Annotated in this window: 20 protein-coding genes; 11 read left to right on the plus strand and 9 right to left on the minus strand. The window is 42.2% G+C overall.

Features of this window, described 5'->3' with window-relative positions:
- Positions 1–32 precede the first annotated feature (32 nt).
- The 8 genes from RB604_RS04620 (at position 33) to RB604_RS04655 (ending at position 9164) form a co-directional block, all read left to right on the plus strand.
- On the plus strand, positions 33–305 hold the full coding sequence (locus RB604_RS04620; RefSeq protein WP_005927768.1) for a CXXX repeat peptide modification system protein: 273 nt from the start codon (positions 33–35) through the stop codon (positions 303–305).
- Complete coding sequence (locus RB604_RS04625) at positions 305–526, plus strand: Sec-independent protein translocase subunit TatA/TatB (protein ID WP_005927765.1); 222 nt, start codon at positions 305–307, stop codon at positions 524–526. The genes RB604_RS04620 and RB604_RS04625 overlap by 1 nt, the downstream gene beginning before the upstream one ends.
- The gene (gene tatC / locus RB604_RS04630; protein ID WP_005927761.1) at positions 516–1304 is read left to right on the plus strand and encodes a twin-arginine translocase subunit TatC; all 789 of its coding nucleotides are present in this window, start codon (positions 516–518) and stop codon (positions 1302–1304) included. Before RB604_RS04625 ends, tatC begins: the two co-directional genes overlap by 11 nt.
- Positions 1305–1383: 79 nt before the next feature.
- Positions 1384–2934 carry a PD-(D/E)XK nuclease domain-containing ATP-binding protein gene (locus RB604_RS04635; protein WP_055293204.1) on the plus strand — a complete coding sequence of 517 codons (1551 nt, stop codon included), beginning with the start codon at positions 1384–1386 and terminating at the stop codon, positions 2932–2934.
- 117 nt (positions 2935–3051) lie between these two features.
- Positions 3052–4074 (plus strand): Holliday junction branch migration DNA helicase RuvB, encoded by a 1023-nt coding sequence (ruvB, locus tag RB604_RS04640; protein ID WP_005927755.1) that lies wholly within the window; start codon positions 3052–3054, stop codon positions 4072–4074.
- A 96-nt stretch (positions 4075–4170) separates the two neighbouring features.
- A complete protein-coding gene (locus RB604_RS04645) occupies positions 4171–5616 on the plus strand; it encodes a polysaccharide biosynthesis C-terminal domain-containing protein (RefSeq protein WP_021936122.1) in 1446 nt (481 codons plus the stop codon).
- 3 nt (positions 5617–5619) lie between these two features.
- Positions 5620–6975, plus strand: a complete 1356-nt coding sequence (locus RB604_RS04650) for a TIGR00341 family protein (protein WP_055293206.1) — start codon at positions 5620–5622, stop codon at positions 6973–6975.
- Positions 6976–7025: 50 nt separating this feature from the next.
- Entirely contained in the window at positions 7026–9164 is a 2139-nt protein-coding gene (locus RB604_RS04655) for a S46 family peptidase (protein WP_005927746.1), read from the plus strand.
- Positions 9165–9304: 140 nt separating this feature from the next.
- Here RB604_RS04655 and RB604_RS04660 read toward each other — a convergent pair whose 3' ends face one another.
- From RB604_RS04660 to RB604_RS04685, 6 genes are all read right to left on the minus strand, one after another.
- Positions 9305–10168: a DMT family transporter gene (locus tag RB604_RS04660; protein WP_055293208.1), complete on the minus strand. Its 864-nt coding sequence runs from the start codon at positions 10166–10168 to the stop codon at positions 9305–9307.
- Positions 10169–10411: 243 nt separating this feature from the next.
- A complete protein-coding gene (locus tag RB604_RS04665; RefSeq protein WP_005927740.1) occupies positions 10412–12346 on the minus strand; it encodes a DEAD/DEAH box helicase in 1935 nt (644 codons plus the stop codon).
- A 74-nt stretch (positions 12347–12420) separates the two neighbouring features.
- Positions 12421–13479 carry a tyrosine-protein phosphatase gene (locus RB604_RS04670; protein WP_055293210.1) on the minus strand — a complete coding sequence of 353 codons (1059 nt, stop codon included), beginning with the start codon at positions 13477–13479 and terminating at the stop codon, positions 12421–12423.
- Positions 13480–13657: 178 nt separating this feature from the next.
- On the minus strand, positions 13658–14575 hold the full coding sequence (locus tag RB604_RS04675; RefSeq protein WP_021936125.1) for a carbohydrate kinase family protein: 918 nt from the start codon (positions 14573–14575) through the stop codon (positions 13658–13660).
- Positions 14563–15168: an SIS domain-containing protein gene (locus tag RB604_RS04680; protein WP_005927732.1), complete on the minus strand. Its 606-nt coding sequence runs from the start codon at positions 15166–15168 to the stop codon at positions 14563–14565. Before RB604_RS04680 ends, RB604_RS04675 begins: the two co-directional genes overlap by 13 nt.
- On the minus strand, positions 15165–15704 hold the full coding sequence (locus tag RB604_RS04685) for an LOG family protein (protein WP_007479440.1): 540 nt from the start codon (positions 15702–15704) through the stop codon (positions 15165–15167). The genes RB604_RS04680 and RB604_RS04685 overlap by 4 nt, the downstream gene beginning before the upstream one ends.
- Before the next feature lie 101 nt (positions 15705–15805).
- On the opposite strand from RB604_RS04685, the gene RB604_RS04690 reads away from it, so the two are divergent.
- The 3 genes from RB604_RS04690 (at position 15806) to RB604_RS04700 (ending at position 19989) form a co-directional block, all read left to right on the plus strand.
- Entirely contained in the window at positions 15806–17041 is a 1236-nt protein-coding gene (locus RB604_RS04690) for a M16 family metallopeptidase (RefSeq protein WP_055293212.1), read from the plus strand.
- Between the two features lie 119 nt (positions 17042–17160).
- Positions 17161–19386 carry a glycoside hydrolase family 3 C-terminal domain-containing protein gene (locus RB604_RS04695; RefSeq protein WP_055293214.1) on the plus strand — a complete coding sequence of 742 codons (2226 nt, stop codon included), beginning with the start codon at positions 17161–17163 and terminating at the stop codon, positions 19384–19386.
- 258 nt (positions 19387–19644) lie between these two features.
- Positions 19645–19989, plus strand: a complete 345-nt coding sequence (locus RB604_RS04700; RefSeq protein WP_055293216.1) for a HigA family addiction module antitoxin — start codon at positions 19645–19647, stop codon at positions 19987–19989.
- Between the two features lie 88 nt (positions 19990–20077).
- Here the strand turns inward: RB604_RS04700 and RB604_RS04705 are convergent, their stop codons facing one another.
- Genes RB604_RS04705 through RB604_RS04715 form a run of 3 tightly spaced genes read right to left on the minus strand, consistent with a single transcriptional unit; the run spans position 20078 to position 23961 of the window.
- The gene (locus RB604_RS04705; protein WP_055293218.1) at positions 20078–20638 is read right to left on the minus strand and encodes a DUF6705 family protein; all 561 of its coding nucleotides are present in this window, start codon (positions 20636–20638) and stop codon (positions 20078–20080) included.
- A 4-nt stretch (positions 20639–20642) separates the two neighbouring features.
- Positions 20643–22166, minus strand: coding sequence for a hypothetical protein (locus RB604_RS04710; RefSeq protein WP_055293220.1), 1524 nt, complete (start codon positions 22164–22166; stop codon positions 20643–20645).
- Between the two features lie 25 nt (positions 22167–22191).
- Entirely contained in the window at positions 22192–23961 is a 1770-nt protein-coding gene (locus tag RB604_RS04715; RefSeq protein WP_082430589.1) for an O-antigen ligase family protein, read from the minus strand.
- Positions 23962–23975: the final 14 nt, after the last annotated feature.

Raw genomic sequence — 23975 nt, forward strand, 5'->3', positions numbered from 1 at the left:
TGTTGTATGAGTAAATAAAAAAAATGAGTATTATGAAAAAACTGGTAGGAACTGTTACAAATGAAGAAAAGTGTGAAATCCAAACACTTTTTGAGCGGCGTAACGGATTGAATGAATTGGCCGGGATACTTACTGTAGATAATGAAGTGCTGTATGAAAAGTTAGTAAAAGATATAGGTGAAACCGGTATGAAATTTCAGAATTGGTGGGATCGTATGTCAAGTCAATATCAATGGGAAAGTACCGAAAATGGTAATTGGGAGATTGATTTTGATACAAATGAAATTTATTTAATATACGAATGATGATACAACCTTTAATGATTGGCACTACTGAATTAATTGTGATTGGGGGTGCTGTACTGCTTTTATTTGGTGGAAAGAAGATTCCGGAGCTGATGCGTAGCTTAGGACAGGGAGTGAAAAATTTCAAGGAAGGCATGCACGAAAAAAGTGAGCCGGAAGATGAATCGTTGTTGGAAAAAACGGAAGTTACAGACGAGTTGAAAAGGATAGATGAAGAATAAATCGGATGATATTCAGCTTTTGACATTCGGGGGGCATCTGGAGATGTTGAGAAAGATGCTCTTCCGTATTGTCTTGGTTATAGTCGTGTTCACGATATTGATTTTTTCTTTTAAAGAGTGGACTTTTCAACTTTTGTTAGCTCCGCGTGAATGGAATTTTGCTACTTATAGATGTATTGAAGAATTTGTCCGTTGGTGCGGATTTGATTTTCGGTTTGAACCTTATCAGATCGATCTGATAAGTACAGAATTGGCATCGCAGTTTATGATGCATATTTCATCATCGGTGTATTTGGCTTTGTTGGGGGCTTCACCCTATATATTATACGAGTTGTTTCGTTTTATAAGTCCGGCTTTATATGAAAACGAGAAAAAGTACTCTTTGATGATAGTTGTATCCATGTATGTCCTTTTTTCATTGGGAGTATTGATGAATTATTACATTGTATTTCCTGTTTCATTCCGATTTTTAGGAACTTATCAAGTGGATCCGTCCATTCGAAGTACGATAACCTTGGCATCTTATATCTCAACTTTTTCAACTCTGACATTTGTTATGGGACTGGTCTTTCAATTACCTGTAGTGGCATTTATATTGGCTAAGCTCGAATTGATTACTTCTACTTTTATGGTTCGATACAGAAGACATGCCTTTATCGGTGTTATGGTAACGGCTGCCATTATTACTCCGCCGGATTTGTTTACTTTGATATTGGTGACGGTTCCAATGTATTTGCTGTATGAACTATGCATTGTCATAATTAAGCGGATAGAATAAAAATTAAGTATTTATATTGCTTCTTAGGTGATTATTGTGCTATCTTTGTCTACAGGAACTTTTTAAACTCCAAAAGATTATGAGTAACAAGATTTATCCCATCGGTATACAGAATTTTGAGAAACTTCGTTTGGGAGGTTATTTTTATATTGATAAGACTGCACTCATCTATAAAATGGTCAAGACAGGTAGCTACTATTTTCTTAGCCGCCCCCGCCGTTTTGGGAAGAGTCTGCTCATTTCTACGCTTGAAGCGTATTTTCAGGGGAAAAAAGAACTTTTTGAGGGACTGGCGATGGAGAAACTTGAAAAGGAGTGGAGGCGGCATCCGATTCTCCATATGGACCTTAATATCGGAAAGTATGATACGCCGGATAGTCTTGACCGTATATTGAACAAGGCTTTGACGGATTGGGAAGCCATTTATGGTACAGGGGCGGCTGAAACGACTTTGGCGTTGCGCTTTGCCGGTATTATAAAGCGGGCTTATGAACAGACAGGTGAGCGAGTCGTTATTCTGGTCGATGAATATGACAAACCAATGCTTCAGGCTATCAATAACGAGGCCTTGCAAGCCCATTTCCGCGATACGTTAAAACCTTTTTATGGCGTTTTGAAAACGATGGATGGCTGCATCCGGTTCGGTATGCTGACGGGGGTTACGAAGTTTGGCAAGGTGAGCGTTTTCAGTGACTTGAACAATCTGGATGATATCTCGATGTGGGATGAGTACGTAGGTCTTTGCGGTATTAGCGAACAGGAGTTGTATGATTATCTCACTCCGGAAATGCATGAATTTGCAGCTGCTCAGCAGATGGATTATGAAAAGTTTTGTTCAGAGTTGCGTGAGTGCTATGACGGCTATCATTTTGTGGAAGATTCCATCGGTATTTATAATCCTTTTAGTCTCTTGAATGCTTTCAAACGGAATAAATTCGGTAGTTATTGGTTTGAGACAGGGACACCTACTTATTTGGTTGAGTTGTTGAAGAAGCACCATTACAATTTAGAACGTATGACACACGAAGAGACCAGTGCCGATGTGCTGAACAGTATCGATTCTTCGTCTACCGATCCTATCCCGGTTATTTATCAAAGTGGCTATCTGACAATTAAGGAATATGATCCTCGTTTTGGTATTTATCGTCTGGGTTTTCCTAATCGGGAAGTGGAAGAGGGTTTTATAAAGTTCTTATTACCTTTTTATGCTAATCGCAGTGCGGTGCAGTCTCCATTTGAGATACAAAATTTTGTCAATGAAATAGAGGCTGGTGATTATAACGCATTTTTCCGTCGTCTTCAAAGTTTCTTTGCAGATACTCCTTATGAATTGATCCGTGATTTGGAGCTACATTATCAAAATGTCCTTTTTATCGTCTTTAAACTTGTTGGCTTTTATGTTCATGTCGAGTACCATACGGGACAGGGACGTATTGATCTTGTTTTACAGACGGATAAATTTATTTATGTCATGGAGTTCAAATTAGATGGCACGGCAGAGGCCGCATTGCAGCAAATCAATGAGCGGCAATATACCCGTCCTTTTGAATCCGATCCTCGTGAACTTCTCAGGATTGGTGTGAATTTTAGTTCGGAGACACGAAATATAGAGAAGTGGATTGTGGAATAATCTTTTTCCGGTTTAATTCTATGCCGGGGTAATAATTATCTTATCCCCCCGGCATCATCTTTCTTTGAATTATGTTATCTTTGCCCTCTATATATAGAAGAACGGGAATGTAATTTTATGGAAGAAGATTTCAATATACGTAATCAACAACTGACCAGTAAAGAACGGGATTTTGAAAATGCGCTCCGTCCGCTTAGTTTCGAGGATTTTAGCGGACAGGATAAAGTCGTGGAGAATCTCCGTATTTTTGTAAAGGCAGCCCGTCTCCGTGGAGAGGCACTTGATCATGTGCTGTTGCACGGTCCTCCCGGATTGGGAAAAACTACACTTTCAAATATTATTGCCAATGAACTTGGGGTAGGCTTTAAAGTCACCTCCGGTCCGGTGCTCGACAAACCCGGTGATCTTGCCGGTGTGCTCACCAGTCTTGAACCCAACGATGTTCTGTTTATCGATGAAATCCATCGTTTGTCTCCTGTGGTGGAAGAATACTTGTATTCTGCCATGGAGGATTATCGTATCGATATAATGATAGATAAGGGGCCGTCTGCACGAAGTATTCAGATTGATTTGAATCCGTTTACTTTGGTAGGTGCAACTACCCGTAGCGGTTTACTGACAGCACCGTTGCGTGCACGTTTCGGCATCAACCTGCATCTTGAATATTACGATGATGACGTGTTAAGTAATATTATCCGGCGTTCGGCTGCTATTTTGGATGTGCCTTGCTCGATACCCGCAGCAGGCGAGATAGCTTCACGCAGTCGCGGTACGCCTCGTATTGCCAATGCGCTGCTTCGTCGTGTCCGTGACTTCGCACAGGTGAAAGGCTCCGGTTCCATCGATACGGATATCGCTACTTTTGCTCTTGAAGCATTGAATATTGACAAATATGGTTTGGATGAGATAGATAACAAGATACTCTGCACCATTATCGATAAGTTTAAAGGCGGCCCCGTGGGATTGACAACCATTGCTACCGCGTTAGGTGAAGATGCCGGAACCATTGAAGAGGTATATGAACCGTTTCTCATCAAAGAAGGGTTCTTGAAACGGACTCCCCGCGGGCGTGAAGTAACTGAGCTTGCTTATAAACATTTGGGACGGAGTATTTATAATAGTCAACAAACATTGTTTTGATTTACGATCAGACGATTTACGACTTACGATTGAAATTGTACCGTAAATTATTTCTGAATCGTCTGATAGTAAATCGTCTAATTGTGAATAAAATACATGGCCGGATTAAAATCATTGGCAAAAGACACCGCTATCTATGGTGTCAGTAGTATCGTAGGGCGTTTCCTCAATTATCTGCTGGTGCCTATTTATACTATTTCCATGCCTGCTTCTACGGGAGGATACGGTGTGATTACGAATATGTATGCAATTACGGCGTTACTGCTTGTCCTGCTTACGTGTGGTATGGAAACCGGTTTTTTCCGTTTTGCCAATAAGGGTGACGATGACCCTATAAGGGTTTATTCTACTACTTTGCTTACCGTCGGATCGATTTCTCTTTCATTCCTGGCAGTCTGTCTGTTGTTTTTGAAGCCGATAGCCGGTGTGATGGGGTATGAAGAGCATCCTTGGTATTTGGGGATGATGCTGATAGTAATAGCTATGGATGCCATTCAGGCCATTCCTTTTGCTTACCTGCGTTATAAGAACCGTCCTATTAAGTTTGCCGCTTTGAAGATGCTGTTTATCTTCGCCAGCATTGCATTGAACATTGTTTATTTCGTATTTATGAAAGGAACCGATGTCGGTGCGGCTTTTCTGATCAATCTGATTTGTACATCGTTGGTGATGGTCTGCCTGATATCTGAGTTGCGTGGTTTCCGCTATACGCTCGACCGTGATTTAGTGAAGCGGATGTTCCGTTATTCCTTTCCCATTCTGATATTGGGTATTGCAGGTATACTGAATCAGGTTGTCGATAAAATCATTTTCCCGTTTGTCTATCCCGATGAGGCAGAGGCGGCCGTACAGTTGGGAATATATGGTGCAACAAGTAAAATAGCCATGATCATGGCTATGTTTACACAGGCATTCCGCTTTGCTTATGAACCGTTTGTGTTTGGCAAAAGCAGAGAGAAAGACAACCGGCAGATGTATGCACAGGCTATGAAGTTCTTTATCATCTTCACGTTATTGGCATTTCTTGCAGTGATGTTTTATCTCGATATCCTTCGTTATGTCATCGGGCGTGACTATTGGGAAGGATTGAAGGTAGTTCCTATCGTTATGGCTGCCGAAATGTTTATGGGGGTATATTTCAATCTTTCCTTCTGGTATAAACTGACAGATGAAACAAAGTGGGGTGCTTATTTTTCTATAACGGCCTGTACGATTGTTATTCTGATGAACGTTTTCCTTATTCCCGTTTATGGTTATGTGGCTTGTGCCTGGGCCGGTTTCACCGGATACGCAGTTGCCATGCTGCTATCTTACTTTGTCGGGCAAAAGAAATATCCGATAAATTATGATTTGAAAAGTATCGGTGGATACGTACTTTTAGCATTGGTCATCTACGCTGTGGGAGAATGGATGCCTTTGGAGAATACAGTACTCCGTTTGCTTTTCCGTACAGTGTTATTGGCTGTATTTATAGCATATATTATTAAACATGACTTACCATTGAAGCAAATCCCTGTTATTAATCGTTTTTTAAGGAGGTAAAATATGAAAACAGACAATCGGAACATTTTTGCCATAAAGAGCTTTCTCCGCGAGTATCTTGACTTACGAAAGGACAAAGATAATGAGTTGGAAACCATCGATTCCATCCGCAAGGGAGTCGAATTCAAAGGGGCCAATCTGTGGATTCTGATATTTGCCATTTTTATGGCATCATTGGGATTGAATGTGAACTCTACTGCCGTAATAATCGGTGCGATGTTGATCTCTCCGTTGATGGGGCCTATTATGGGAGTGGGGCTTTCCGTTGGAATGAATGATTTTGAACTGATGAAACGCTCTTTGAAGAGTTTCCTTATTACGACTGCATTCAGCGTAACCACCGCTACTGTTTATTTTCTTTTTACCCCTATTGCTGAGGCGCAATCGGAACTCTTGGCGCGTACATCTCCTACCATTTATGATGTTTTTATAGCTCTCTTCGGTGGATTGGCCGGTGTTGTGGCTCTCTCTACCAAGGAGAAAGGAAATGTGATACCGGGTGTTGCCATCGCCACTGCATTGATGCCGCCACTTTGTACGGCAGGATATGGATTGGCATCCGGCAACCTGATTTACTTTCTCGGTGCTTTTTATCTCTATTTCATAAATTCTGTCTTTATCAGTCTGGCTACCTTTCTCGGTGTGCGGGTGATGCATTTTCAGCGAAAAGAATTTGTAGATAAGAATCGGGAAAAAACGGTTCGCAAATACATTATCCTTATTGTCGTTATTACCATGTGCCCGGCTGTTTATCTGACTTTTGGCATTATTAAGAGCACTTTCTATGAAACGGCTGCCAATCATTTCATCAATACGGAACTGAACTTTGAGAATACGCAGGTACTCGACAAGAAGGTGAGTTATGAACATCGCGAAATACGTGTCGTCCTTATCGGGCCGGAAGTTCCTGAGGCCTCGATAGAGCTGGCGCGTAGTAAGATGGAGCGATACAAGTTGGAAGAGACTAAGCTCATCGTATTACAGGGAATGAATAATGATGCGATGGACATTTCGTCTATACGGGCTATGGTGATGGAAGACTTTTACAAAAACAGTGAACAGCGCTTGCAAGAACAGCAAAAGAAGATCGCTGCTTTGGAGAAGAACTTGGAGAAATATAAATCTTATGATGAAATGAGCCGTACCATCATACCCGAATTGAAGGTATTATATCCTTCGGTGACGGCGGTCTCTATTTCTCATACTTTGGAGACTACGGTAGATTCGTTGAAAACGGATACGGTTGCACTTGCTGTGTTGAAGTTTGGCCGCCATCCGAGCGAAAGTGAGAAGAAGAAAATCTCCGAATGGCTGCAAGCCCGTGTAGGAGCGAAGAAGTTACGTCTGATAACCGAATGATGCTTCTTTGATTTGAATTATAAAAAATGTCCACTTAATCCCCCAATTGAATGAAACTTAAACTATTTGCAATGATTGCTCTTTTCCTTTCATCGGCCGCCCATGCCGATGAAGGGATGTGGCTGTTAGGGAATTTGAATAAACAAACGCAGAAATCGATGAAAGAGCTTGGTTTGCAGATGCCCGCTAAGAAACTTTATAATCCTAAAAAAGCCTCTTTGAAAGATGCTGTAGTCAGTTTCGGGGGATTTTGTTCCGGTGTTGTCGTTTCGGAAGACGGATTGGTCTTTACCAATCATCACTGCGGTTTCAGTAGCGTACAACAACATTCTACGGTTGAACACGATTATTTGAAAGAGGGGTTTGTAGCCCGCACTCTTGAAGAAGAACTGCCTAATCCGGAACTGTATGTCCGTTTTTTACTGCGTACGGAAGATGTGACGAAACGCGTGCTCAAGGTAACCCGTGACTCCATGACCGAGCCGGAACGTATAGCGGCCGTCGATTCCATTACACGTTTGATAGCCGATGAGGTGAGCCTCAAAGACTCTACACTTGTGGGGGTGGTTGATGCTTATTATGGCGGAAATGAATTTTGGTTGTCGGTTTATCGCGATTTCAACGATGTGCGACTGGTATTTGCTCCTCCGTCTTCTATTGGAAAATTTGGTTGGGATACGGATAATTGGATGTGGCCGCGCCATACCGGTGATTTCTCGGTTTTTCGTATTTATGCCGATAAGAAGAACGAACCGGCCGATTATTCACCCGATAATGTGCCTTATCACCCGTCGTATGTAGCTCCTGTCTCATTGGATGGGTACAAGGAAGGTTCTTTCTGTATGACTTTGGGTTATCCGGGCAGTACGGAACGTTTTCTATCTTCTTTTGGCATTGAAGAGATGATGAACGGCATGAACCAGGCGATGATAGATGTGCGTGGTGTGAAACAGGCTATCTGGAAGCGCGAGATGGATCGCAGAGACGATATCCGCATTAAGTATGCTTCTAAGTATGATGAAAGTTCTAATTATTGGAAAAACAGCATAGGAACGAACAAGGCGATCCGTAAGCTGAAAGTACTTGAGAAGAAGCGGGAGTTGGAAGCTACATTGAGGCAATGGATTCAGAATACTCCTGCTGAGCGTGAAAAGCTGATGCATCTGCTCTCTTCGCTCGAATTGAACTATAAGAGCCGGCGGGAAGTGAATCGGGCGCTGGCTTATTTCGGTGAATCGTTCATTAACGGGCCGGAGTTGGTACAGTTGTCGCTCGAAATTCTTAATTTTGATTTTGAAGCAGAGGAGAAGCAGGTGGTTGCACGGTTGAAAAGTTTATTGGAAAAGTATGCCAATCTGGATATTGACATTGATAAGGAGGTGTTTACAGCACTTTTGAGAGAATATCGCGAAGAGGTGCCTGCCAAGTATCTGCCACCGATGTATCAGACTATCGATACACTTTATAATGGCAATGAGCAGGCTTATATCGACACTTTGTATGCCCGCTCGGAAATAACTTCTCCAAGAGGCTTGAAACGCTTTCTGGAACGTGATACAACGTTCAATATCATCGACGATCCTGCAATCTCGTTAGGTATCGACCTTATTGTGGCTTATTATGATATGAATCATGCGGTAGTGGAGGCTTCGGAAAAGATAGAGAGAGATGAGCGGTTATTCAATGCGGCTGTTCGCCGGATGTATGCCGATCGTAATTTTTATCCGGATGCCAATTCGACTATGCGGCTTAGCTTTGGAACAGTTTGCAGCTATTCTCCGTTCAATGGGGCGGTTTATAATTATTATACTACTCCGATGGGAATATTCGAAAAGATGCGTGATCATCAGGGAGATCCGGATTTTGAGGTCAGCCCGCGTTTATTGGAACTGTTCAGTGCCGGAGATTTTGGACGTTATGCGGATGAAAAGGGAGAAATGAAGGTATGTTTTATCTCTAATAACGATATTACGGGCGGAAACTCCGGTAGTGCGATGTTCAATGCAAAAGGTGAGTTGTTGGGGCTTGCTTTCGATGGAAATTGGGAAGCGATGAGCAGTGATATTGTTTTTGAACCGGATTTGCAACGTTGCATTGGTGTGGATGTGCGCTATATGCTTTTTATTATAGAGAAATATGGTGGGGCGGCCAATTTGATCAAGGAACTGAAAATCAATGGTTCCAAATAGAAGAGGGGGGCAAGGCTAAAATGAACAATTGATGAAGGGTATCAAGTTTCAGATTAAAAATTCATTTTCTCTAAAGTCGAGCTTTGACACATTCTCCCTCTCTGGATGGCCGGTCAATATCTTGTAAATGCCGGGTGACTTTACCGTTTTAGTATTATTACCGTTACTGCGGTAATGATTAAGGCGATTCCCAAGCCGATGCTGCTTGTGAAAGGTTCTCCGAACATAAAGATGCCGACACATACGGCGGTGACCGGTTCCATAGCTCCTAAAACCGAAGTAAGGGTAGAACCGATGCATTTCACGGCTCTCACCAGTGCCAGATTGGAGATGACGGTTGGAATGATGGCGAGCATCATCAGATTCCCGGCTATGTGCCAATTACCGATAGGTTGGATATCTCCTGTGGCATTGATTCCTGCAAGAAGCAATAAAGTTCCGAATAGAAATACATAAAATGTGAGTCGTAATCCTTTCATTTGGCCGACTTTTAATTGACTTACGGTTACCAGATAAAGTGCATATCCCAAAGCTGAAAGAAGGACAATAAGAATGCCGGTGATTGTGATATTGCCCGAATCGTCACCTTGAGACAGGAAAAACACTCCGCTTACAGCGAGAATAATTGCCAGAAAACGCCAGATGGATTTCTTTTCACGGAAGAATAGCATCATTATCAAAGTGGTCAGTACCGGATACATGAAGTGAAGGGTGGTAGCGATGCCGCTCGCCATGAATTTATATCCCCAGAATAGGAATACGGCGGACATCAGATAAAGAAATGCCAACAATATGAGTGAAGGGATATCCCGGCGGTTGATACGGAAAGATTGTCCGTCGAGTAACAAGATAAGTCCCAGTGCCAGTGTGGCAAAAGCAAACCGGTATAATAAAATTGATTCGAACTGCATCCCTTGCCGCATCACCGGAATGGTGAATAGCGGAATGAGGCCGAAAGATGCCGAAGACAGCAGTCCGTAGAGAAAACCGTTTAATTTATTCATATTTTAAGGAATAGGGTTCATTGTTTTGAAAAACGCCGCAAAGGTAATAAAATAACTTGAGTCCTACATAGCTTTTATCCTATCGGCCGCCGTTCTTTATGGATGTTCCTTCCCGGAAGAGGAGAAGTTATGCCGTATGGTTCTTATTGCCGGGTTGAGCTTAAATAGAGTGCTGTTCCGAAAAAAAAGAGACTGAATCCCTGATTGGAAACAGTCTCACTTCCTTTGCTGAAAAGGATATTCTTATTTTTTCTTTGGTTTTCTGCGTGCCCAGCCTTCTTCACTGAAATCCGGTTCTTCATCTTTGAAGAATTGCTTCCAATCGTCTTTCTTTCCACGTGCATTTTTATAACCGCGTTCTTCACGGCTTGGCTTTTGCTTCTTGCTGTCGGTGGAAGCAGGTGTTTTGCTTGCTTTTTCTTTGCGCGGTTTAGCTGATGCCGATGTGGAATTATCTTTTTGAGTATCTTTACTTCTGCCGTTTCTACCTTTGACGCCACTTTTATCATTGCTTCTGTCGCTGTTTCTACGGCCTTCTCCGCCCTCTTCTCCGGCAATTTCGACCGAAACCCTGCGACCGTTCCAGTTTGCGCGATTTAAGGCTTTTATTACATTCTGAGTCTCTTTTTCTTCTACTTCAAAGAAAGAGAAGTTTTTCATCAGATCGATACGCCCCAACTCAATACGTCCACGGGTGTTACTGTTCAGCAGGCTGATCAGTTCACTGGGAAAAAAATTATCCATCTTACCCAAGTTGATGAACAGGCGGGTGAATCCCGGTGCTGCCTTGCGGCTGCCACCTTCACGGCCTCCGCGATCTTCACGGCTTCCGCGTTCACCACGGCTGTCGGTAGCTGTTTGTATTTCTTCACGGTCACGATAGTACTCTAAGAAACGGTTGAACTCCATCGATACCATACGTTTGATAACATCTTCTTTGCTCAACCATTCCAGTTTACGATAAATATCGGGCATAAAGTCGGCAATCTCCTCTTCATTGACCTTTACTTTTTCGATATCATCAATTACCTTGATGAGTTGTTTCTCACAGATTTGCTTCCCTGTGGGTACCTGCTCCATGATGAACTTTTTGCCGATGATACGCTCTATTTCGCGCATTTTGCCCTTCTCGCGCATATTGACGATGGCAATGGAAATTCCGGTTTTCCCGGCACGTCCGGTACGTCCGCTACGGTGGGTATAACTTTCCGTATCGTCTGGCAGGCCGTAATTGATCACGTGTGTAAGGTCGTTTACGTCCAATCCGCGTGCGGCTACGTCTGTAGCTACAAGGATTTGGATATTCCGTTGGCGGAACTTCTGCATAACGGCGTCACGCTGCGCCTGTGAGAGTTCGCCATGCAGTGAGTCGGCATTGTAACCTTCCTGCATCAGTTTGTCGGCAATTTCCTGTGTCTCTTTACGGGTACGGCAGAAAACGATGCCGTATATCTGCGGGCAATAGTCTGCCACGCGTTTCAGTACGGCATATTTGTCTTTCGCTTGCACCATATATGCAATATGCTTTACACTGTTGGTGCTTTCATTTTTGCGGCCGATAGTGATTTCTTTGGCGTCGCGGAGGTATTTTTTGGAAATACGGGCAATCTCCGGACTCATGGTCGCTGAGAAAAGGAGCGTATTGCGTTCTTGGGGAACATCTGCCAGAATAGCATTGATACTGTCTGTGAATCCCATATTCAACATTTCGTCCGCTTCGTCCATTACGACGTTGCTGATGGTAGACAGTGAAACGGTTTTACGTTCCATCAAGTCCAGCAAACGTCCCGGAGTGGCTACTATGATATGTACACCGCGTTTCAAACTACGTATCTGGCTGTCTATCGACGATCCGCCATATACGGGCAGTACTTTCAGTCCGTCAATGTATTTGGAATAATCGTTCAAATCACCCGCTATTTGCAGGCAAAGCTCCCGTGTAGGGCAAAGGATAAGTGATTGGGGAACACGGTTTTTTACGTTAATCTGTTGTATCAGCGGCAAACCAAATGCGGCTGTCTTCCCTGTTCCCGTTTGGGCAAGAGCTACTACATCATTATTTTCTCCTAAAAGGTACGGAATCACTTCCTCTTGTACCGGCATGGGATTCTCATATCCCATTTCTTCGACTGCTCTACGTATCTCAGGAGAAACGCCAAGCTCTTCAAATGTCTTCATTAAATCTCTGTATATCTTTATATTCGGTGGCAAAGATAGAGATTAATTATGAATTATGAATTATAAATTACAAATTATTCGAGCATAATGTTTTGTAGTTTCTCTATATTTTCCGCAGTTAGCCCAAGTCCTTTCCGCAGATAAGTGGGGATATCGGAATAGGTCCGTTCGATCTCTTCTTTCGCTGCATTCAGAAAATCCTCTTTGGCTGTATAGACGGTGGTAATGGCTTCTTGCGAATTCACCGGAAGCTTGTAGGCATACTTAGACGCTTTGGGAATGTTGAAATAATCATTGCTCAGGCGGTAATCCTGCATGATGATATCTTCGTTTACACCCAATGTGGCGAGCACGAGTGCAGAAGCAATGCCCGTACGTCCTTTGCCGGAAGAACAGTGGATGATGGCCGGATAATTATTGCGATCGAGCAGAAGTTCAAATAATTTTTTGTATTCATCGCGATAGTTTATTACCAATTCGCGGTTCATGCGTTCCACGATCCGGTTGATTGTGTCGCCTTTTATTTTCCCTTCCTGTATTCCCTGCAACACTTTCTCCATATTTCCCGTAGCGATAGGAATATGCACCACATTGAAACCTTTCTGGATCTGCGGATAGTTATTCAGCTCTTCGGGAGTACGGAGGTCGATGATGGTCCTTATGCCCATATTTCTCAACTCCCGGCGTGCGGCACAACCTAAACTGTCGATTTGTGCAGAACGGTAGAGCATTCCCCAACGGACATTTTTCCCTGTAGTGGAGGATCTGTATCCTCCTAAGTCGCGGAAATTTTGTATTCCGGGGATATTGATGTTACGGGTAGCCACCTTCACGCGGTATTTATTATTGAATACCATTGTATAATAGTAGCGTCGGGAGGGGTCGTCTGTGACAATGACCATTTTCCCTTCAGAAATGGGAGCGGCCGCAATCGGCATTGTTTCCGGGATTAACTCCGGATTGGCGGATGCATAAACTTTCACCTGCCCGTGTATGAGAGGGGCGGTTTCCCATTTGATGATGCAGTTTCCTACGTTGTTCTCCTCACAGACAACCGAGATATTCGGCGGAGTTTTGGAGCAGGATGGAAACAGCACGAGGACGGTCAGCCAGCTTAACAGGTTCTTATACATAGTATAATTTGTCTAATAACTCTATATGCAAAGATAGGAATTACTGGCGCACAATATAATTCCTTTGCGATTATTAGCCAAAGTATAGGGTTTTTAACGTGGATATATTGCCACAGAATGATGCATGACCGGGAGGGAAAACGGGATTCTCACATTATTCCGTGGCGATATGTTGGTGTTACAGGCTCTTTGCAAATTCTTTTGAAATTGAATTGTTAAAGCTCTTACACACTTCTGCTGCAAAGTCTTTACCGTGCCGGATGATTTTATCCCAGGTGTTTTCGTCCAGATTGTCGAGATCACGATAACGCACGTCGTATTTCAACATCCCATAAATAAGTCCTGCATTGAAGTTGTCCCCTGCACCGATTGTGCTGACGGCCTTTAACGGTTCTATCGGATATTCTTTTCTGCAATTTCTGGTACGCAATGAGATCTGTTCGGCTCCTGCGGTGCAAATGAAGTTCGGGCAATAGAACTGGATCTTATCTTTATATATCTTGTCTGCGTCATTCAGGCCGTACATATAGAAGAAATCTTCTGCCGATCCGCGTACAATGTCGGCATATTCCAGATTCTCGATGATGGTTGATGTCAGCTTGATAGCTTCGTCCTTATGTGAACTCCGGAAATTGGGATCGTAATAGATGATCGCTTTCTTCTCTTTTGCCGTTTCCAGCAATTCCAGTATCTTGTCGCGAAGCACAGGGTTAAGGGCGTAATACGAACCGACTATTACTATATCGTCTTCATGGATTTCCGGAAACAGGACGTCGAGCCTTTGTTTGGGGTAGTCTTTATAAAAAATGTATTCCGCATCACTGTGCTCATTCAGGAATGCGAGTGATACGGGTGATTTTCCATCCGGGAATACATTGACGTGGTCTGTCGGTATGTTGTTTTCACGCATGAATTGCAGGATGATGTTTCCTACGCGGTCGTTTCCTGTTTCGCTGATAAAAGAGACATTTACTCCTGCCCGTCCCAACGAGACGATACCATTGAATACAGAACCGCCCGGTACGGCGGCCGAAGGCTGGTTTCCTTCGAAAATAATGTCGAGGATCGTTTCACCGATACCGATTACTTTACGCATAGTTCTCTTGATTTTTCTCCAAGATAGCCGCCGTGATGGCGTTTGGAATATTCTTCAATGGTGAATTGGGTCTTTTGCATGGTCTGTACCACCAGAATGTCGCCGATGACGGTCATAACGGTAGTCGATGTGGTAGGAGTCATTCCTAATGTACATACCTCTGCCGGCTTACCGGTACTGAGACAAACGTCCGATTCATCAGCCAAGGGGCTGTCCGGATTTCCTGTGATAACGATGAACTTCAAATTCGGGTTCAAATTATGAGCCAGTTGGGTCAGTTCCACAATCTCGCGTGTTTTTCCGGAGTTGGAGATGAGTAATAACAGGTCATTTTCTTGCAAGATGCCCAAATCTCCGTGTTGCGCTTCGCTCGGATGCAGGAAAACGGAGGGGATGCCCGTAGAGCAAAAGGTCGTTGCGATGTTCATGGCTATTTGTCCGGCCTTTCCCATACCACTGGTCACTAACTTGCCTTTTTTGATGTGTATTTGTTCGATAATCAGGTTTACCGCCTTTTCATACGCATCTGTTATGGGGATGTTCAGCACGGCTTGTGCTTCCTTTTGCAAAAGGTCTTTGATGGATTCTATCATATGGTTGTTATTATTTGTTTTAACTCTTCCAGCGTGTTGGCTACATCGTAGTAAGTCGAGAACGGCTGACGGGCAAATCCTTTTTCTTCGATCTCCTTGAGTGCTTTCAATAGGGTGTCATAAAAGCCGTCCTCATTATAAAAGATCACTTTCTTGTGGTGATAACCGATCGATGCGGCTGCCATCACATGAAATATTTCATCGAGGGTACCTACACCTCCGGGGAGGGCAACGAGTACATCCGATTCTTCTACGATCATGTCCTTACGGTCGCTAAGATTGCGGGTGTTGATGATACGGTCGGGCAATGCGCTCACTTTTCCGTTCTCTTCGAGTTTGGCAGGGACTACGCCGATAATGTGGCCGCCGTTTGTTTTTACTGCTTGCGCTACACATTCCATAAGTCCGAGACTGGCACCGCCATATACAAGAGTTTTTCCTGTTTCTCCCATCCATTTGCCTATCCGGCCGGCCATATCGAAATACATTTTGTCAATGTTTCCCGATGCAGAACAGAATATTCCTATCTTTTCCATACACGTTGTCGCTGTTATAGTCTACAAATATCTGCAATTTTCTATAAACGACAATAAGTTTTATTGTATTTTTGTGGCATCAATAAAACTTAGTCTTGAGAATGAAGAATTTACTAACGGAACAGGTGGAGAAAACTCTGTCGAATGGGTTGAGAGTTATTTGTAAACCTGTTGCTTCTGACGTGACTTATTGTGGTTTTGCAGTTAATGCCGGAACCCGGGATGAAACTGAGAATGAGCAGGGAATGGCACATTTTGTAGAACACCTTATCTTTAAAGGAACACAGAAACGGAAAGCCTGGCATATATTGAATAGGATGGAAGCGGTGGGAGGAGACTTGAACGCTTACACGAATAAAGAGGAAATGGTAGTCTACTCTGCTTTTCTGACCGATGATCTGTCCCGGGCAGTGGAATTACTGGTAGATATTGTATTTCGTTCTACTTTTCCTCAAAGGGAGATAGAAAGGGAAACCGAAGTGATCATTGACGAAATACAGTCTTATGAAGATAATCCTTCGGAACTTATTTTCGATGATTTTGAAGATATGATCTTTCGTGGACATCCGTTGGGGCGCAACATTTTAGGGCGGCCGGAGTTGTTGAGGCGGTTTCGTACATCCGATGCTTTGGATTTTACAAGGCGGTTGTATCAGCCCTCCAACATGGTTTTCTTTGTTCAGGGAAAGGTCGATTTCAGAAAGCTGGTCGATATGCTCGAAAAATGGATGGCGGATATACCGGCTGGTGAGGTAAAGGGGGTACGTACTCCGCCTCCTCTGTATGTGCCTGAATATCTGGTTATCCCCAAAGACACCCATCAGGCACATGTGATGCTGGGGGCCCGTGCTTACAATGCTTATGACGACAAACGTACAGCCCTTTATCTGCTGAATAATATTTTGGGAGGTCCGGGTATGAATAGCCGCTTGAATGTTGCTTTGCGCGAGCGTCGCGGATTGGTGTATAATGTAGAGTCTAATCTTACCTCTTATACGGATACGGGTGCTTTCTGCATCTACTTCGGGACAGATCCGGAAGACGTGGATACCTGCCTGAAACTGACCTATAAGGAATTGAAGCGGATGCGTGACATGAAAATGACTTCTTCGCAATTGGCGGCAGCCAAGAAGCAGTTGATCGGCCAGATTTGTGTTGCTTCGGATAATTTTGAGAACAATGCACTGAGTATGGCTAAAACCTTCCTGCATTATAATAAGTTTGAGAATCTGGCAGTGGTCTGTAAGCGGATCGAAGCACTGACGGCGGACGATCTGTTGGAAGTGGCGAATGAGATGTTTGCGGAAGAATATCTGTCGACGTTGATTTATAGATAGGAGACAGTAGGAAAATGAAATACGGTTGAATACCGGAAAGCGAGAATATGCGGCCATATTCGGGAAGTATGTATGAATGATAAATTTCCTTTGATTAACTATATACAATAGATCATATCATGAAAGCAAAATCAGTCTTATTGGGTTTATCCCTGGTTGCTCTGCCGGTATTGGCACAGACACCCGTCTATCTGGACGATAGCAAACCTGTTGAAGAGAGAGTAGAGGATGCCTTGTCTCGAATGACACTGGAGGAAAAGATTGCGGTCACGCATGCACAGTCTAAATTCTGTTCTCCGGGCGTGGCTCGTTTGGGAATTCCTGAGTTTTGGATGACAGACGGCCCTCACGGCATACGTCCCGAAGTGTTATGGGATGAATGGGACCAGGCAGGATGGACCAATGACTCTTGTGTGGCTTTTCCGGCATTGACCTGTCTGGCCGCTACCTGGGATACCGATATGTCTATGCTCTATGGCAAAAGCATCGGTGAGGAAGCGCGTTATCGCAATAAAACCGTGCTGCTGGGGCCGGGAGTGAACATCTATCGTACCCCGTTGAACGGGCGCAATTTTGAATATATGGGCGAAGATCCTTATCTGGCCGGACGTATGGTCGTCCCTTATGTGCAGGGAGTACAGCAGAACGGAGTAGCCGCTTGTGTGAAACATTATGCATTGAATAATCAGGAGGTGAACCGCCATACCACAAATGTCATCGTAGACGACCGCGCCCTTTATGAAATCTATCTCCCGGCTTTCAAAGCAGCTGTGCAGGAGGGCAAAGCGTGGAGTATCATGGGGGCGTACAACTTATACAAAGGCCAGCATGCCTGTCACAATCAATATCTGCTGAATGACATCCTGAAAGGTGAATGGGGATTTGATGGAGTGGTGGTATCCGACTGGGGCGGTGTGCATGATACAGACCAGGCGATAACCAACGGACTCGATATGGAATTCGGTAGCTGGACAGATGGTCTTTCCAACGGGGCAAGCAATGCTTATGATAATTATTATTTAGCGGATCCTTACCTTGAACGTATCCAATCGGGTAAGGCAGGCACAAAAGAACTGGATGATAAAGTGCGCCGCATTCTTCGTCTGGCTTTCCGTACAACGATGGACCGTAACCGGCCTTATGGTGCCATGCGTTCTCCGGAGCATTATGATGCCGCCCGTAAGATAGGGGAAGCGGGTATCGTATTGCTGCAAAACAATGGTAACCTGTTGCCCATCGATTTAGCTAAAACAAAGAAGATTGCCGTGATAGGCGAGAATGCCGTGAAGATGATGACTGTGGGAGGTGGTTCCTCTTCTTTGAAGGTACAACGGGAAATTTCTCCGTTGGATGGTATCCGCAATCGTGTCGGTAATCGTGCGGAAGTGGTTTATGCCCGTGGATATGTGGGGGATGTCAGTGGCGAATACAACGGCGTTGTTTCCGGGCAGAATCTGAAAGATGGCCGTAGCCCGGAAGAATTGATTGCCGAAGCTGTCCGGGTGGCCGGTGAAGCCGATTATGTTATTTTCATTGGCGGATTGAATAAGAGTGCGCATCAGGATTGCGAAGACTCTGACCGTACCGGTCTTGGTTTGCCGTACGGTCAGGACAGGGTTATCACGGAATTGGTCAAGGTAAATCAGAATTTAGTCCTGGTCAATGTTTCCGGCAATGCTGTAGCGATGCCTTGGATCAAGGAAGTTCCGGCAGTTTTGCAGGCTTGGTTCTTGGGGTCGGAGGCCGGAAATGCCATCGCTGCCGTATTGATGGGTGATGTAAACCCCTCCGGGAAATTGCCTTTCACTTTTCCTGCCCGTTTGGAGGATGTACCTGCCCATCAGTTGGGTGAGTATCCCGGTAGTGAAAAGGTGGGTGACATTGTGAATGAGAAATACAATGAGAGCATCTTTGTAGGCTATCGCTGGGCCGACAAACAGAAGAAAGCGAAGCCGCTTTTCCCGTTTGGTCACGGACTAAGTTATACTACTTTTGAATATGGTAAGCCTGTTGCCGATAAAAAGACGATGACGGCCGACGATACGATTACTTTTACGGTTACTGTAAAGAACACCGGCGACCGTGAAGGGCAAGAGGTCGTGCAGCTTTATATTAGTGACAAGAAATCTTCTTTGCCGCGACCGGTAAAAGAGTTGAAAGGTTTCCGGAAAGTGAAGCTCGCACCGGGCGAGGAGCAAAAGGTCTCTTTCACTGTTGCCAAAGATGCTCTGAGCTTTTTTGATGACGCTAAGCATGAGTGGATAGCGGAACCGGGTAAGTTCGAAGCTGTGATTGCCGCTTCTGCTGCCGATATCAGAGGAGTGGTTCCTTTCGAATTGAGATAAGAATAGCGGGGTAGTTTCAACCGGTTTGAAACTGTTTGTTTCTTCGGTATGCAACCATTCGTTTCAATATGTTGGCACTGTCCGTTTCTTCAGTATGCAACCATTCGTTTCAATATGTTGGCACTGTCCGTTTCTTCAGTATGCAACTCATTGTTTCAATAGGTTGAAACGATGAGTTGCTTTATTTGGTGCTACAACCACGGAGGTGCAAGGCAAAATATGTAATATAATTGAATTGCTTAACTATTATAAAAAGTTATGATTAAAATAGATGGCATAGACCCTAAAATGATAGCTAATAATTTAATACCTTTTGAATCGACGCACCCGGGAGAGGTGTTAAAGGATGAAATTGAATTTAGGGGTATTTCTCAAAAGAAACTTGCTAAAGAAATGGGAGTGTCTTATACTGTATTAAATGAAATTCTGAATGCAAAGCGTTTACTAAATACAGAGTATGCTATGCTTATAGAAGCCGCGTTAGTTTTAGATGCTGAACCTTTGCTCCGGATGCAAACATCCTACAATTTGCAGATGGCAAAGAAGGATAGCAGCTTGATGGAAAAAATTAATAAGGTGCGTAAAATTGCAGCAATATTATAATTGGTGTTGAGTTTACGTAGAACTACTATAAAAGCATAAGGAGAGGATGTATTATTTTTTTATACATCCTCTCAATTTGTATAATAAGTTATTCCTCTTTTATCATAATAACATCTGTTGGCACAGAAAAGCCTATCGGGTCTGCTGTTTGGTCTATTGTCGCCCTAATTCCTTCTATTTCATCAAGAATCCACCGGATTTTATTCGGTGATAGCAAATTTATAGTTCCTGCCATAATTCCGTTGCCATCGTAATGTCTCTTCTTCTGATCCCAAAATGTGAATCTTAGGCTGTTGGGATCAACGTCTTGTTCATTGGGTGAATAGTTTGTCGCCCATATGTATAAGTTGTTTGTCGTAGTAAAAGTTTTCCAGCAAGCAGGTAGAGGAGATAAATAGTTTTCAAGGATATCTCCTTTTACAGAAAGGAAATATCCTCCTAAAAGTCCATCAATAGCAACGCCATCTGGATAAACTATGGGGCCTTTTTGTAGAACTATTTTAAATATGGTGTCATTTGACTGATATACCCATGTACCTTCATACGCTCCTAAATTTTTAGTGTAGAAAGTAATATCAATATTAATCTTTTGTGCGATAAGGGAATTACTTATTAAAAGTAGTAGTAAAATAATCTTAATTGTTTTCATAATCTTAATTGCAATTTGAATTTGTCATTTTATTATTCTCATCTAACTCTTTGGGAGTCCAGTTTCCTTGGTGCTTTCCTGTTTCCCAATCATTCATGGGGCGGAATAACATGGAAAGTCCGGCACTGATTCTATCGAAGAAGAGTAGTAGATTTTCCAGGCTTTGATCGAAATCTCCTTTTTTCCCATGTTGAACTAATCTGTCGAATAAAACGTCGTATGCCCCATTCTGCATGTTAGTTGCAAAGGTTTTAAAGTTGGTTTCTGATTTTATTGAAATTATTGTGCATCCATTTGATGCCATAACACCATAGGTGAAATTATCAGATTTAATTCTCCCTTTTAAATAGGCTTCGCTTAATGCTTTTAAATCACTTAATGATGTTATCGGTACACCTGTTGGGTGAGAATGATACCATTCTGAGTATGATTTGTTCGCTACATCCTTAGTGGAATACTGCAAGCTTGTTGCTGTAAGAGTAGTAGGGTAAATCATTTCTCCGGAGGTTGTCCTGATATAACCATGTTCTGTTGCACCAACTCTGTAAGGGAATGTCTGGTCGAATATTGCATTAACTCTATCTTTCAATCCTTGATTGGAGGATGTCTCCTTTGCAGTTTCACAGGGGTCCTTAGTTTTCTCGGGTTTTGGGTCCGGATCTGGCTTTGGTTTGGGGATATAACCACCGCCACCATAATCGTCCTCATCTTCTACCCAATCGCATTCTTCCCATGAGTCGCGGATTTCCGTATAGTAATCACAATGGTCAATTTCGCATGTGGTACCCCATTCTGTTTCAGTGCACCATTCAAAGCATTCCTCCACTAATACTTCGTATACGAATTCTTCACATTCTTCATGCATTCTTGTTTGAACTGATGGGCTATTTTTGATAGAGTCAACTGGAACAATAGATTCTGATACTGTGTGTGTGATTTTTCCGTCAACATATTTCCACCCATTGGCAAAAGTTCCATCCAAATTGTGATATATAATGTAACCACCAAAATGTTCGTCACGATTAACATATGTGTTATGAAAAGGATTAAATGCTGTAAGTTCTAAATATTCTATAGAAGGAATTATAGTCATAGTAAAACCAACAACCTCTTGTGTTTCCCTATCGGTTCTGACAATGAGCCTGGTTATGGATTTCTTGAATCTATAATCACGATCTTGCTCCAACTTGTTGATAAGTTCGGGACTCAAAAATGTAACTCGTTCATTACTTGTCATAACTGATTCTACAGTTCTATACCTATCATTCTTTCTTCGGTAAGTTAATTTCCAATTAGGCTCCATGTTTAAAAGCGTACCTTGAGGACTGTCTTCTTTTGATGATGCTCTTGTACGGCTTCTGACAGCGGCTTGTGACTCATACCATGTTCTGGCATTGGCAATTTCAGTTGCTCTGTCTAATTTGGGCTCTTTTTGCGGATACCCTTGCTCATCATACTCTTTGCACGCAAAAAGTATGCCAAATGGAATACTGATAAGAGCAACCCATTTAATTAGTCGTTTTCTCATTACTTGTCTTTTTTTGTTAATAATTTTAGTTTATATTAGTGTAACGCGCGTTCATTTTTTCTTGCAATAAAATTGTTCTTTTTAATATTATATTTAATTCGGATGATCGGATTTTGGGTTGTTTACATAGTATTCTATTTGATAGTTGGATTGCTGATTTGTAATCCTTTTGGTCATAATATAGCTCCATCATAAAGTAGAGTGGCTTGATTTTGTGTGGAATCATATGCATTGCTTTGTAAAAGCAATGCATTGCTTCTGTATATTTTTTTTGTGCTTTATAGCTTATTCCCAGTTCCATCACTGTATAGTATGATGGGTATTCTTTTATGGATTGAGAAAGTATTGAAGCGGCTTTTGAGTAACGTTTTTTCTTGTTTAAATATTTGCCATATGTAGATAAGAAGTATGGGTTTCCTGATAGTTTTTTTCTCGCTTCTTCAAGAATGTTGTCATTTGTGTACACCCCTTTCAGAGTATTTAGCCAATCTGAATTTGCCTTGGAATAGGAGAATAAATAAACCGAACTTATGAAGAATATTATGCTATATGGTATTATAAGACTAATAGATCTTATTTGTAACTTCCATATTGGAGTATCTTGAGAAGAACAAGCTAATCCTGCCAGTAATATCACTATTAAGGCATTTATATGAAATGTCGAAAGCGGATAAGAAAAAAAAGAAAAAAACAGCAATGCGGTCAAACAGGAGATTATCGTTCTTGATACGGTATCTATATATAATTTGTATTTATATATAGTGTAACCTATGGTTGTTAAAAAGATAAATAGTATGATTACCCCTATAATGCCTTGCTCTATGATTATCCTTAAAAACTCATTAAATGCATGGTGATTGTCATCTGCAAGATTATTGATTGTTTCCGGAAGTTGCTTTTCTTGAAGATATGCAGCTTGATAGTTCATGTAATTTTTTCTAAATCCATCAAATCCATAACCCAATATTGGCTTATCTTTCACCATTTCTAATGAAATTTTCCAGATTAGAATTCTTCCATCTGCAGAATCTTTTTTGTATGAATACAACCCTGATATAAGATAAGTGCAAAGACAAATTAATATTAATAAGCTTCCGGTTCGGATAATAATTGATTTTGGCAAATGCTTGATGATGAGAGGTGAAAAGAAAGTCAGTATCCCTATGGCGAAAGAAAGCCAAGATGCTCTTGAGTCGGATTCGTAAAGCATAAAGGAAACAATGAAGGACACAAATATCAATAATGTGGATGTTTTTTTGCTCTTTTTATTAAGATGAATTAATCCTATATTGCAAATAAGTGTCATGGCGACGAATTCTCCCCACAGACCTGAATTGTGTAGGAAACCGGTGAAAACGCCTTTGTGCTCATATAAGAAATAATATGGGTTTTCCCAGCATATGTAGTATATAAAATGGCTGATGACTATGAATGGGAATGAGTAAAGAATGTATTTATAGTATATGGATGATATATTACGAATGTTTATATATAACATGGCAAGGAAAAAAAATAGGTATATTGTTTCTATATTTTTGGTTTTAGATGTCACAAGTAGCCAAAGAAGGTTATATATGAAGTATACAAGGCATAAAATGTCAATTGCTTTTAGTTTGATACGTGATGTTGATAGATATAAAATAACAATACTACCAATAACGCTATATAAATATAGCATGATATTGTTGCTGAATGGCAAAATATTATATCCGTTTGAACGGGTAAAAAGAAATATAGAGATACAAAAAATCACCAAAAAGATTCCTTTAACCCCGTTTTCATTATTTATTTTCATAAAAGTGTTGTGTT

It is taken from the genome of Bacteroides salyersiae, from assembly GCF_031172035.1.
In the GTDB taxonomy this organism is placed as follows: Bacteria; Bacteroidota; Bacteroidia; order Bacteroidales; family Bacteroidaceae; genus Bacteroides; species Bacteroides salyersiae.